Below are 13604 nucleotides of genomic sequence, written 5' to 3'. Positions count from 1 at the left end.
TAGAAAGGGTATTGTTTTAACATTAAAAATTACGAACTATTTTAGAATAACCAAGCGAAGGCTTTGATTTTTAATTGTGAAAAAGCTGGAATTTTGTCTCTGGAGTCATAAAATTCAATTTTGACAGGAATATTCGTAACTTTGTTATTCGTATAGATATTTATGAAGAACATCCGAAATTTCTGCATCATCGCCCACATCGACCATGGTAAAAGTACCCTGGCCGACCGTTTACTGGAGTATACCCAAACGGTAGCGGAGCGTGAAATGCAACACCAGCTATTAGATAACATGGACCTGGAGCGTGAACGTGGTATTACCATCAAGAGCCACGCCATCCAAATGAACTTCCCTTATAAAGGAGAAGATTATGTGCTTAACCTGATTGACACCCCCGGGCACGTTGACTTTTCTTATGAGGTTTCCCGCTCTATTGCGGCCTGCGAAGGCGCTTTGCTGATCGTGGATGCCTCCCAGGGTATAGAGGCGCAGACTATCTCTAACCTCTACCTGGCCATTGGCAATGACTTAGAGATTATACCTGTTCTGAACAAAATTGACCTGCCGCATGCTATGCCGGAGGAGGTGTCGGACCAGGTAATCGAGCTGATAGGTTGCGACAGAGAAGATATTATTCTGGCCTCTGGTAAAGCAGGTATCGGTATTGCAGAAATTCTAGCTGCCATCTGCGACAGGATACCGGCCCCGAAAGGAGACCCGGAGGCGCCGCTGCAGGCATTGATATTTGACTCCGTTTTCAATTCATATAGGGGCATTGAGGTTTATTTCCGGATATTCAACGGTACGCTGAAGAAAGGGGAGAAGGTAAAGTTCATTAACACCGGCAAAACGTACGAAGCAGATGAAATTGGCGTGCTGAAGCTGAACCAGGAGGCACGGCAAGTGATGGGGGCCGGTAATGTGGGTTACCTTATCTCCGGCATCAAAAATGCCAAAGAGGTAAAAGTAGGAGATACCATTACACACGTAGAACGTCCGGGTAAAGGCATCCAGGGCTTTGAAGATGTAAAGCCAATGGTATTTGCCGGTATTTATCCGGTGGAAACAAGCGAGTACGAAGAACTACGTAACTCGATGGAGAAACTGCAGTTAAACGATGCCTCGCTGGTGTGGGAGCCGGAGACGTCGGCTGCGCTAGGCTTCGGTTTCCGTTGCGGTTTCCTGGGTATGCTGCACATGGAGATTGTGCAGGAGCGCCTGGAGCGTGAGTTCGACATGACGGTGATTACCACCGTGCCGTCGGTGCAGTTCCATGCCTACACTACAAAAGAGGACATGGTGAAGGTGAATGCACCTTCCGAAATGCCGGAGCCGAACTACATCGACCACATCGAGGAGCCTTTCATCAAAGCGCAAATCATTTCCAAGTCTGAGTATGTAGGCCCGATCATCACACTATGTATGGATAAGCGCGGAATCCTGAAGAACCAGACGTACCTGACCAGCGACCGTGTAGAATTAACCTTCGAAATGCCTCTTGCTGAGATTGTGTTTGATTTCTTCGACAAGCTCAAAACCATCTCCCGTGGCTATGCTTCCCTCGATTATGAACTGATTGGCTTCAGAACCTCTAATATGGTGAAGCTGGATGTGATGCTGAATGGAGAGAAGGTTGATGCATTGAGTGCCATTGTGCACCGCGACAAAGCCTATGACTGGGGCAAGCGCCTATGTGAGAAGCTGCGTGAGCTGCTTCCACGGCAGATGTTCGAGATTGCCATTCAGGCCGCTATCGGTCAGAAGATCATTGCCCGCGAAACGGTAAAAGCCCTGCGTAAGAACGTATTGGCCAAGTGCTACGGCGGTGATATCTCCCGTAAGCGTAAACTCCTTGAAAAGCAGAAGAAAGGTAAGAAGCGCATGCGCCAGGTAGGCAATGTGGAAATTCCACAGGAAGCCTTCTTAGCTGTGCTGAAACTCGACTAATAATAAACAAGCCCCGATGTGCCCCCGCGCGTCGGGGCTCGTTTTTATCAGAACAAGTGCTGTTATTTTAGGAGTGATAGCAATTTGAATTTTTCGGGTGTGTGCTCATAGTACATTAGTATGCTAACATGAACCATTTAGAACGAATAACCATAAATCCGGAAATATGCCATGGTAAACCTTGTGTACGTGGCATGCGTTGGCCTGTGGAAGTTGTGCTCGATTTGTTAAGTTCAGATATGACAAAAGATGAAATTCTGGAAGACCATCCGGAATTGGAAAAGGAAGATCTGATTGCCTGTCTGAATTATGCGAAACTACTTTTGTCCGGAAAATCAATTCAGGAACTGGCTTAGTGAAAGTTCTCTGTGACGTTCATATCCCAATGAAGCTGGTTTCGTTCTTTCAAAACAAGGACGTAGAGGCGCAGCATGTGAATAATATTTTAAACAGCTTTCATACGTCTGACAAGGATATTGCAGCGTATGCTGATGAAAATAAACTTATAGTTATAACAAAAGATGTTGATTTCAGAAACGCTTACTTTCTAAAGAAATCACCTCAACGGTTAATCCGGACATGTTTAGGAAACATTGCGACAACAGAGCTAATTTCTATTTTCGAAAATAATCTGACATTTCTCAAAAAGACTTACGCTGCTACAGCAGAATTTTATGTTGAGAACAGCCGTGATAATACATTAGTCACCCATTCATAATTCATCAAACCATGACCCTGCTCGACGGTAAAAAAACATCCGAAGCCATACAAAATGAGATAGCTGCTGAGGTAGCTGAACTAAAAGCCAATGGTGGTAAAACGCCACATCTGGCGGCCATACTTGTCGGAAACGACGGCGGATCAGTAACCTATGTCAATAACAAAGTGCTGGCCTGCGAGCGTGTGGGCTTTGAGTCTTCCCTGTTTCATTATGAAGACACTTTGTCTGAAGAGGAGTTGCTGCTAAAGATAAAAGAGCTGAACCTGGATGAGGAGATTGATGGTTTCATCGTGCAGTTGCCGCTCCCAAAGCATATTGATGCGGAGAAGGTGCTGGAGGCAATAGACCCTGTAAAAGACGTAGACGGTTTCCACCCGATAAATGTGGGCCGCATGGTGGCTGGTCTGCCTGCCTACCTGCCTGCCACGCCGGCAGGCATCCTGCAGTTGCTGGAGCGCTACGAAATTGAAACCAGCGGCAAGCACTGCGTTGTTATTGGCCGCAGTAATATTGTAGGTTCCCCAATGAGCATCCTGATGGCAAAAAGTGCTTATCCGGGTAACTGCACCGTTACGCTCTGCCACAGCCGTACAAAGGATCTGCCGTCTTTTACCCGCCAGGCAGACATTATTATTGCCGCCATCGGTAAGCCTGAATTTGTAACCGCCGATATGGTGAAAGAAGGTGTGGTGGTGATTGATGTTGGTACTACCCGTGTGCCGGATGCCTCCCGTAAATCAGGCTTCAGGCTGAAAGGCGACGTGAACTTTGACGAGGTGGCACCAAAGTGCAGCTTCATTACCCCGGTACCGGGTGGAGTAGGCCCGCTCACGATTGCCATGCTGCTGAAGAACACGCTGAAAGCAGCAAAGAAAGAGGTTTACGCTTAGCTCTCTGACAGAGGAAATAGTCCCAGCGGGACGAACTGTTGATAGATTTTATCTTTTATCTTATAATAGCTCCAGAGGAGCGGCCTGTTAATTGTGTTGAACAGGCCGCTCCTCTGGAGCTATAAATGCTTATAGATGAATATAAGCTATTAACAGTTCGTCCCGCTGGGACTCTTTCTAGGTAGGGTTATTTAATCTTTAGATGGTTCACCAGCAGAAAGGGCTATAATTCTAACCATAGCCCTTTCTGCTGGTGAAAGTCACTTTTAATGACTTCCCACGTTCACGATATCGGCGAAAACACCTGCTGCGGTTACCTCGGCTCCGGCACCTGGACCTTTCACCACCATCGGGCGTTCTTTGTAACGGTCCGTGGTAAAGGAGATGATGTTGTCGCTGCCGGAAAGGGTGTAGAAAGGATGGCTTTCGTCAACCATCTGGAGTGAGATTTTCACCTGCCCGTCTTCCAGCGAGCCAATGTAGCGCAGTACGCTGCCACTTTTCTCTGCTTTCTCCTTCATCTGCACAAAATAGGCCTCTGCAGCCTTTAGTTCTGCATAAAACTCAGGCACGTTGGCCGCCTGCAGGCAGGAGGGAGGGAGAATGTTTTCTATCTGAACATCAGAAGCCTCTAAGGGGTACCCGGCATCGCGGGCCAGAATCAGCATTTTCCTCATAAAGTCCAGGCCACTCAAGTCATCCCGCGGGTCTGGTTCTGTAAAGCCTTTTTCCTGTGCCAGCTTCACTACATCATGAAAAGAGGCATTCCCTTTGAAGTTATTAAAGATAAAGGAGATGGTTCCGGATAGGATTGCCTCAATGCGCAATACCCTGTCGCCGCTCATCATCAGGTCTTTCAGCGTCCTGACGATAGGCAGTCCTGCCCCAACATTTGTTTCGTAATAAAAGTCAACGCCATGCTGTAAGGCTGTGTCTTTAAAGTTTTTATATTGCTGATAGTCAGAGGAGTTGCCTATTTTGTTGCAGGTAACAATTGAGATATTGGAACGGAACACTTCTTCATAGAAACTGATGGGAGCCGGACTTGCCGTATTGTCAGCCAGCACACAGTTCGGAAGGTTCATCAGCTGCATGCGGTTCACAAATTCCTGCAGGTTAGCCTGCTCTCCGTCTACTTCCAGCACCTGCTGCCAACTGTCCAGCGGAATGCCGTCCGCATCAAAAACCATCCTGCGGGAGTTGCTTACCCCCATTAATTTTACCTGAATGCCATTGTGCTGCTGCAGGTAAGTATGGTGTTCCTGCAACTGCCGGATAAGGGTTTTGCTGATGTTGCCCGTGCCAAGGCAAAATACGTGCAGCGTCTTCTTCAACTCTGTGAAGAAGGCATCATGTACGGTGTTGAGCGCTTTCCGCAGGTCCTCCTTTAAGATGATAACCGAGATATTATACTCGGAGGAACCTTGTGCGATAGCCCGCACATTAATACCATTCCGGCCGAGCGCATGAAACAGTTTGCCAGAAATACCGGGAGTCTCCTTCATGTTCTCACCTACAATCGCCAGTACCGACAGGTCCTGCTCAATGGTGGGTGTTTCCAGTTTTTCTGCCTGCAGTTCCAGTTCAAACTCCTGCTCTATGAGTTGCTTTGCTTTTACAGCGTCAGCCGGATTAACCGCGAACGTAATGCTATGCTCTGAAGAGGCTTGTGTGATAAGGATTACATTAATCTGCTCCCGCGACAGCAAAGAGAACAACCTTCCGCTATAGCCTGCTTTGCCCACCATGCCGCTTCCCTGCAGGTTAATGATACTGGTGTCGTTCACAGAGGAAATACCCTTTATATTGGAAGAAGACTTTTGTGTATCATGCTGGATCACCGTACCAGGGAAAGCAGGATTAGTGATGTTGCGGATAACAATTGGAATCTTCTTCAGGAAAGCAGGCGTCATGGAAGGGGGGTAGATAACCCTTGCACCAAAGTAGGAAAGTTCCATGGCTTCAGTATATGACAGTTCTGTCAACGGAATAGCCTTTTTCACCATTTTAGGGTCGGCTGTCATCATGCCATTCACATCGGTCCATATCTGAATTTCAGAACAGTTCAGGGCAGAACCCAGGAGCGCGGCAGTATAGTCACTACCGCCGCGGCCAAGCGTTGTTAACTGACCGTGGTTATCGCTTGCTATAAAGCCTGTCACAAAGAGCAGATTATCCTTATTCTCCTGATAGAAACTACGGATCAACTGGTTAGTTAATTCGGTATTTACCCGGGCATGCCCAAAGCTGCTGTCCGTTTTGATGAGCGTGGAGGCATCAACAAATAAAGCACCCTGGAAATGAAGCTCCGCAACTTTGCTGACAAGGTAAGTGGCGCAGCGTTCACCATAGGAAAGAACCAAATCACGGGTTTTGGGAGTTACTTCGCGCAGGCTTTGTATATGCTGCAGCAGGCGCCTTAATTCATAAAAATAAACATCTAGCTGTGCTAAAACAATCTCCTCGAGTTGCTGACCGATAAGCAATTCTTTTGCAACTTCAGTATGGCGGTGCTCCAACTCCCTGATTTTGTCTTCATAGTTCAGCCCAGCCGCCGCAGCGTCCGCCAGGCTGGCCAGTGCATCTGTTACGCCGCTCATGGCAGATAAAACGACAACCGGCTTCTCTTTTTTCGATTCGACTGCGAGTGTGTCTATTAAAGTGAGGATATTTGAAACAGATCCGACAGTTGTTCCCCCGAATTTCAGGACTTTCATGGCTTTGGTGGTATGGTTATGGGCATTTCTCTGCTGCGAGAAATGCATCTTTTCTTTTTTGATTTCGAGTTTGTATGAGGCGACTTTCTTTAAAGCGGCTACACCTCATAACTATAAAACCCACCCCTGCCCCTCCAAGGAGGGGAATTACACAATGAGGAAAAATTCCCCTCCTCGGAGGGGCAGGGGTGGGTTTAGTGTTTGAAGCATTTATAAATCTGAAAACGCAGCAAACTACTTATCAGGACTGGGACTGTAGCTTATGCTGCTCCTGAAGCAGAGCGGCAAACTGGCTGTAGTTGTTCCCGATGCTGCCGGACTGCTTCGGCTTGTTCAGGAAAGCCTGCAGTTGTTCTGGCAGCGCAATATCTGAACCCAGTATGTCGTCTATACTCCCTTTAAACTTGGCCGGGTGGGCTGTTTCCAGGAAGATGCCATCTGTCTCCATGGACGGGAGGTACTGCTTCAGGCTCAGGTAAGCAATAGCACCGTGCGGGTCCAGGAGGTATTTGTGATTCTCGTTCACTTCTTGTATGGCCGTTCGGATAGGGGCATCCTCTGTCCAGTAGCCTTTCAGCACCTGCTTCAGGTCCTCATACTTATTACCGAACATCTCCAATATGCGCGGGAAGTTGTTTGGGCTGCCTACATCCATGGCATTGGCAATGGTAGCTACCGAGGGTGCCGGCGAATATTCACCGGATTCCAGGTAGGCTGGTACTACTTTGTTTCTGTTAGTGGCGGCAATAAAATAGAGCACAGGCAGGCCCATTTGCCTTGCAATAACGCCTGCTGCCAGGTTGCCGAAATTTCCGCTTGGCACAGCAAAGGTGGCGCCAGCAGCATCGTTTTCAGGGTTTTGCTTGCGCCACTGGCCCCAGGCATGGAAGTAATACACCATCTGTGGTAACCAGCGGGCCACATTGATGGAGTTGGCAGAAGACAGGTTCATCTCCCTGGTTAACTCCTCATCAGAGAAAGCCTGCTTCACCAATTGCTGACAATCATCAAAGGTGCCTTCCACGGCAACGGCTGTAATATTCTGGCCCAGCGTAGTGAATTGCATCTCCTGTATCTCACTCACGCCTCCTTTCGGATACAGAATCACCACTTCAATATTGTCTACACCCAAAAAGCCGTTGGCCACGGCACTACCCGTGTCGCCTGAAGTGGCTACCAGCACCGTCACCGGCTTGTCCGGCTCAGCAAAGGCCTGCAGGCAGCGCGACATAAAGCGTGCGCCCACATCTTTGAAGGCACAGGTAGGACCATGAAACAGTTCCAAGGCATAAATTCCTTCTTCCACCTGTACCAATGGAATGGGAAAAGTAAATACTTCCTCACAAATGGCACGAAGCGCATCGGGTTTGATATCAGGCGCTGTATATTCTTTTAATACCTCATATGCAATTTCAGGCAGGGCCATGTCGGGCAAAGCCTCAAAAAAGGAGGGAGGCAAGGTTGGAACTTGTTCCGGGAAAAAAAGGCCCTTGTCCTGGGGCAGGCCTTTGATAACTGCCTCTTTAAAGCTCATGTCAGGCGATGAGCGGTTGGTGCTATAGAATTTCATGCGTGTGCGTGTAAGGATGGTTGTTGTATGACCCGTGCGCCTTGCTCCGGCACTTGTGTGACATATGTATTTAACTCGATGCCGCTGGAAGCATACACCTGCTCAATGGCATTTTTTACCTGCTGGGCTCTTTCTTCCGTAGCCGACAAAGCGAAAATAGAAGGGCCTGATCCGGAGATACCTGCCCCTAAGGCACCGGCATCAAGTGCTGCCTGTTTTGCCTGCTTGAATAGCGGTATCAGGAAGGCACGCTCCGGCTCAAATATCTCATCATGCAGGCTGCGGCTAATCAGGTTATAGTCTCGTTTTAGGAGGCCAGCCATCAGAGCAGCAAGGTTCCCCCACTGCCGTATGGCTTTTTGCATCGGAACTTCTTTTTTGAGAATGCTTCTGGCGAGAGAGGTTTTTAGTTCTACCAGCGGATGCACGCAGGTGCAGTAAAGTTCTACCGGTACGCCTAGTGGCACAATGTCCAGCGGGTCATAACTTCTTACCAAAACAAAACCTCCCAGTAAAGAGGGGGCTACATTATCGGCATGGGCAGAACCGGAAGCTACTCTTTCTCCTTCCATGGCGAAGACAACGAGTTCTTCTGTTGTAAAGGGTTTGCCCAGTAACTCGTTTACGGCATAAGCCGCTGCTGCTGAACTGGCGGCACTGCTGCCGAGCCCGCTGCCCACCGGCATCCCTTTGCGTAACTGAAGCTCAATACCAAACGGCACATCCAGGGCAGTCGCTATTTTTTGTGCCACCACGCCGATCACGTTTTCTTCCGGGTTAAAGGAAAGACCGCTGATGCCTTCAATGGCGGAGATAGTGACACCGGGTGTGTCTGATTTGCGGGCCCATACTTCATCACCAGGTTGGTCAAGGGCAAAGCCCAGCACATCAAACCCGCAGCAAACATTGGCTACCGTAGCTGGCGCAAAGACCTTTATATAATCTGATTCATTCATAGTTTAAAGACTTTGTTAAGCCATTGCTTCGGCTTGTTTCTCTGATTTAGCTAAAAAGAAGCTGTCGTGCAGCAGGTTTACGGCTTTCACAGCGTCATCGCCGCGAACCACGATGGAAATGTTACGCTCTGTTGCCCCCTGTGCAATAGCTCTGATGTTGATGCTGTGGCTGCCAAGGATCGAGAACATCGTACCGGCAATGCCCGGCTGCTGTATCATACCGTTCCCGACAATGGCCACAATACTCATATGCGGCTCTAAGTTTACCGGGTCTACATCGTATATCTCAATATCCTGCGCAAACTCTTTGGTTAAAGCCTGCAGGGCAAGCTGCCCTTCCTGGTCGGCCATGGCAATGGTAATGCTTTGCTCCGACGATGACTGTGTGATAAAGTAAATGTTAATGTTTTGCGTGGCCACTGCCTTGAACATGCGCATCGCAATACCTGGCACACCCACCATGCCGCTGCCACTCAACGTGATAAGGGCAATATTGTCGATACAGGAAACCCCTTTGATGCTGTTTTGTCCCGCAGCAGGAGAGGCCGTAATCAGCGTTCCTTTATGCGATGGGTTGAAGGTGTTCTTTAGCATCAGCGGGATTTGAGCGGCCACCAGTGGCGCTATAGTAGGCGGGTAAAGCACTTTGGCTCCAAAATAGGCCAGTTCCATCGCCTCTTTATAACTCAGTTCTTTTATAGAGCGCGCCGCCTTCACTTTTCGGGGATCTGCGGTGTACATGCCATCTACATCCGACCATATTTCCAACCTTTCAGCATTCAGTGCCGCCGCATAAATGGAGGCAGTGTAATCAGAGCCACCCCGGCCTAACACGGAGGTTTTGCCTGTTTCTGTGCGGGAGATAAACCCTGGCGCTATCGTCAAAGCAGCATCAGCCATGCGCTCCTTTATAAGGGCGAAGGTCTTTTTCTGATCTACTTTCGCGTTCAGGTAATTATTATCGGTCACTATGTAGTCGCGTGAATCAATCAGGGTGTTGGGCAGGTCCTGGTGTTTGAAAGCGACAGACACAACAGAAGAGGAGAGTAACTCACCATAAGACATGATTCTTGCCTTGATGCCGTCGCTCAATTCATCCAGCAGAAATACCCCCTGGCAAATATCCTCGAGTTCCCGGAGGAGGAGCTTTACTTTTCCCTTGATATCAATCTGATAGCTGTGCGGTATCAACTGCTCAATCGCCTCCATGTGTTTCGTCTCCAGTTGCTGGATAACCTCATGGTAGGATGCATCGTGTTGGACGGCTTTCTGATAACAGGATACCAGCATGTCCGTTACCCCTGACATGGCCGATACTACGACCACCATGTTTTGTGGGTATGCTTTTTCTTTTAATACCGCGGCTATTTGTAGTATAGCCTGCGCATTTGCCACCGAGGTGCCGCCAAATTTTAAAACCAACATATTAAAGGATAATTAATTGCTAAAAAGGAGAATTTGCCTGACAGGAGGCTTGTACCACTGTTAAAGCGGTACTTATGAACGGGACGATATGTGATGCAAAACCCCAAAAGGGGTTGTAATAATTGTAGCGGTAATAGAAGAGAAAGTAATGGCCACGGCAAGCCCGTCCTTGAGAAAGGATAGCGTAGGAAGTGATATTTTATTTGCCTGTTTCATTGCTTATGATGCTCCAAAGTAGTGCCTCTTTTAGACAAATGCTAATTTTTATGAACTTTTATTGTCAGCTGCACAAAAAAAGCAGCAGAAACTGCCGTTATAGCAGTGCTATGGAACGGAAGGCGCTGCTGTGCTTGTTTCTTTTTTAGCTAAATTGCAGGTTCTGCATGATTTTGAGTATGAATCAGCAGAATAAATCTGGTAACACAACAGGGCATGGCCTTAAAGGCGGTGCCGCAGCAACATAAGATTGGAATCGATAACAAAAGCATACAAAACAGCCTCTATCCATACGGTGCCGAAAGACGGCAGCGAACTTCCTTTGATGGAGGCTTTTTATACGATACAGGGCGAGGGTGCCAATTCAGGTACTGCCGCTTATTTTATTCGTCTGGGTGGCTGCGACGTCGGTTGCCACTGGTGCGATGTAAAGGAATCCTGGGATGCAGAGCAGCACCCGCTCACGAAGACAGAAGAGATTGTAACCATGGCAGATGCCTTTCCGGGGAAAGCTGTGGTGATTACGGGTGGGGAGCCTTTGCTTTATAACATGCAGCCTTTAACGGAACAGTTGCAGGCGCGTGGCATTCAAACGCTTATTGAAACCTCCGGAGCTTACCCAATCAGCGGAGTGTGGGATTGGGTGTGCCTTTCTCCAAAAAAATTTAAAGCCCCAGATGCAACAGTGTATCCTTTTGCAAATGAGCTAAAAGTTATTATCTTTAACAGAAGCGACTTTAAATGGGCCGAAGAACACGCCGCACTGGTAGGGGAACACTGCAAATTGTACCTGCAGCCGGAGTGGAGCAAGGCCCACGACATTATGCCGCTGATAGTAGAGTACGTCAAGGAGAATCCGAAATGGCGTGTTTCACTACAAACGCATAAATACATGGATATCCCTTAACAGCCATATGTACAAGAATCTGCTTGCAGCTTTGCTGCTGACGGTTGCCACCGCCTCCGCCGGTCTGGCACAAAATCAGAAATTAAGCACCAACTCTTCCAAAGCGGAGCGGTTGTATGAGAAGGCAGATGAGTATACCCGTGCGCGAGATTTTAACCGAGCTTTAGACGCTTTAGCACAGGCGATAGATAAAGATCCTAACTTTGTGGAGGCCTACATTCGGGCCGCTAACCTGAACAAGATGATGGGTAACAAAGTGGCGGTATATAACCTGCTGGACAAAGGACTGCAACTTGTTCCGTATAGCCCTACCTACGGCGGCTATTACTTTGACCTTGCTGATCTGCAGTTCGAGAGAGGTGAGTATGCGGCAGCTAAGGAGAATTACGAGGCCTTCCTGAAGTCCAAGCCAAAGAATCCCAAACTGGTAACCTGGTCCCGGAGCCAGGTGAAGACGGCAGAGTATGCATTACAAGCCATGCAGCAGCCTGTGGATTTCGACCCGATACAAATGCCTGGCAACTTAAACCGTTTCGGGTTGCAGTATTTTCCTTATACCACCGCCGACCAGCGATATTTTATTTACACTGCCAGAACCAGCTCCAGGCCTGACCATGATGAAAATATTTTCATCAGTGAAAGGGTAGACGGGGAGTGGCAGGACCCGCTGCCCATCTCCAAGGCCATCAACACACATGCAAATGAAGGTGCCGCCACCATTTCCGGTGATGGAAAATCCCTCGTGTTTACATCCTGCAACCGTCCCGACAGTCAGGGAGACTGTGACCTGTACATCTCTTTCAGAACAGGGGATGAGTGGAGCAAGCCAAAAAACATGGGCAACGTAGTGAACTCGCGTGCGTGGGATTCGCAGCCGAGCCTTTCTGCGGATGGTCGGACGCTGTACTTTTCTTCCACACGTGGAGGGGGAGTTGGTAAAGAAGATATATGGGTAGCGTACCTGAACGAAGACGGTTCCTGGCAAAAGCCTGTGAACCTCGGACCATCTGTTAACTCCACAGGCCGCGACATGGCTCCATCCGTACATACCAGTGGCTCAACCCTCTACTTTGTGAGCGATGGGCATATAGGTTTGGGCGGGCTGGATATTTTCAAAACAACCCGGGAGAAAAATCAGAAGTGGTCGGAACCGCAGAATTTAGGATATCCGCTGAATACACATGCCGATGAAGGATCACTTTTCATCACTCCCGATAATACAGTAGGTTACTATTCGAGGCAGGAGAACACGGATGCCGGAGCGGCTACCATACAGCTTTACCGCTTCGATGTGCCGGCAGCATGGCGCAGCAGCGAGAACAGCACGTATGCCCAGGGCCGCGTGTTCGACAAGAGCACCAAAAAGCCACTGGCAGCCCAGGTGCAGCTCTATAATGTAGAGAACGACTCGCTGGTACAGCAGGTAAGCTCCGATATGGTAAACGGGGAATATACAGTCGTGTTGACAGAAGGGAAACAGTATGCCCTGTATGTGAGTGCCCCGGATTACCTGATGAGTAGCCTGAGCTTTGATTATACTTCTCCTAAGTCCCTTTCACCAGTGGCGCTGGATGTATACCTCGAGCCTATCAAGGCTGGTGCTGCCGTTGTGCTGAACAACCTGTTCTTCGATACAGGCAAGTACAACCTGGAAAGAAAATCTAAGACCGAGTTGAACAAGCTAATAAAGCTTTTGCAGCAAAATGAGAAGGTAAGGCTGGAGATAGCAGGGCATACCGATGACGTAGGGTCTGACAGTGATAACAAAGTGTTATCAGAAAGAAGAGCGAAAGCCGTGGTCGATTATCTCAGCAGCAACGGCATCAGCAAAGACCGCCTGCGCTACAAAGGCTATGGTGAGGCCAAGCCCGTGCAGCCAAACACCTCTGAAGAAAACCGCCAGCTAAACCGCCGCATCGAGATGCTGGTACTTTAGGTTTCGTTGCTGGTTGTTCGTCATTTGTTGTTAGAAAAAATGGATAATGTCTCCTCAGATGATGCTTTCTCTACAAAAACTCAGCCATTTCTATCTGTTAGCACGGAGTGAAAGTGTTTCCAGTCTTTGGGTTGAGCGCCTGGGGGAAGGGGCCCTCTATTGTAAATTTCCGGTGCCACGCTAGTGGCAGCCGTTATGCAGGAAATATACACAGCGCGATGCCCGAAGACGAGGCCTCTCGGCCTGGAGAGCACAGAGCCAATAGAAATGAAACTTTGGGTATGATGCCGCTGGATGAAAAGCCACTACGAAAGCTTAG

General features: G+C 48.6%; 10 protein-coding genes. 6 read left to right on the top strand and 4 right to left on the bottom strand.

The window, feature by feature from the left end:
- The first annotated feature begins 162 nt into the window (after positions 1-162).
- The 4 genes from lepA (at position 163) to folD (ending at position 3558) form a co-directional block, all read left to right on the top strand.
- The gene (gene lepA, locus DXT99_RS02075) at positions 163-1947 is read left to right on the top strand and encodes a translation elongation factor 4 (RefSeq protein WP_115563855.1); all 1785 of its coding nucleotides are present in this window, start codon (positions 163-165) and stop codon (positions 1945-1947) included.
- Between the two features lie 128 nt (positions 1948-2075).
- Complete coding sequence (locus DXT99_RS02070) at positions 2076-2303, top strand: DUF433 domain-containing protein (RefSeq protein WP_115563854.1); 228 nt, start codon at positions 2076-2078, stop codon at positions 2301-2303.
- The gene (locus DXT99_RS02065) at positions 2303-2665 is read left to right on the top strand and encodes a DUF5615 family PIN-like protein (RefSeq protein WP_262511350.1); all 363 of its coding nucleotides are present in this window, start codon (positions 2303-2305) and stop codon (positions 2663-2665) included. The genes DXT99_RS02070 and DXT99_RS02065 overlap by 1 nt, the downstream gene beginning before the upstream one ends.
- Before the next feature lie 11 nt (positions 2666-2676).
- A complete protein-coding gene (gene folD / locus DXT99_RS02060) occupies positions 2677-3558 on the top strand; it encodes a bifunctional methylenetetrahydrofolate dehydrogenase/methenyltetrahydrofolate cyclohydrolase FolD (protein WP_115563852.1) in 882 nt (293 codons plus the stop codon).
- A gap of 266 nt (positions 3559-3824) precedes the next feature.
- On the opposite strand, the gene thrA is transcribed toward folD, so the two are convergent.
- From thrA to DXT99_RS02040, 4 genes are all read right to left on the bottom strand, one after another.
- Complete coding sequence (thrA, locus tag DXT99_RS02055; RefSeq protein WP_115563880.1) at positions 3825-6275, bottom strand: bifunctional aspartate kinase/homoserine dehydrogenase I; 2451 nt, start codon at positions 6273-6275, stop codon at positions 3825-3827.
- Positions 6276-6516: 241 nt separating this feature from the next.
- Positions 6517-7845 carry a threonine synthase gene (thrC, locus tag DXT99_RS02050; RefSeq protein ID WP_115563851.1) on the bottom strand — a complete coding sequence of 443 codons (1329 nt, stop codon included), beginning with the start codon at positions 7843-7845 and terminating at the stop codon, positions 6517-6519.
- Positions 7842-8801 (bottom strand): homoserine kinase, encoded by a 960-nt coding sequence (locus tag DXT99_RS02045; protein ID WP_115563850.1) that lies wholly within the window; start codon positions 8799-8801, stop codon positions 7842-7844. Before DXT99_RS02045 ends, thrC begins: the two co-directional genes overlap by 4 nt.
- A gap of 15 nt (positions 8802-8816) precedes the next feature.
- Positions 8817-10226, bottom strand: coding sequence for an aspartate kinase (locus DXT99_RS02040; protein WP_115563849.1), 1410 nt, complete (start codon positions 10224-10226; stop codon positions 8817-8819).
- Between the two features lie 541 nt (positions 10227-10767).
- On the opposite strand from DXT99_RS02040, the gene DXT99_RS02035 reads away from it, so the two are divergent.
- Both DXT99_RS02035 and DXT99_RS02030 read left to right on the top strand, forming a co-directional pair.
- Positions 10768-11349, top strand: a complete 582-nt coding sequence (locus DXT99_RS02035; RefSeq protein WP_181885000.1) for a 7-carboxy-7-deazaguanine synthase QueE — start codon at positions 10768-10770, stop codon at positions 11347-11349.
- Between the two features lie 7 nt (positions 11350-11356).
- Positions 11357-13285: an OmpA family protein gene (locus tag DXT99_RS02030; RefSeq protein ID WP_115563848.1), complete on the top strand. Its 1929-nt coding sequence runs from the start codon at positions 11357-11359 to the stop codon at positions 13283-13285.
- Positions 13286-13604: the final 319 nt, after the last annotated feature.

It is taken from the genome of Pontibacter diazotrophicus, assembly GCF_003367245.1.
Taxonomy (GTDB): domain Bacteria; phylum Bacteroidota; class Bacteroidia; order Cytophagales; family Hymenobacteraceae; genus Pontibacter; species Pontibacter diazotrophicus.
The sequence above is the reverse complement of the archived record's forward strand: the minus strand, read 5'-3'. Positions and strand labels throughout refer to the sequence as shown.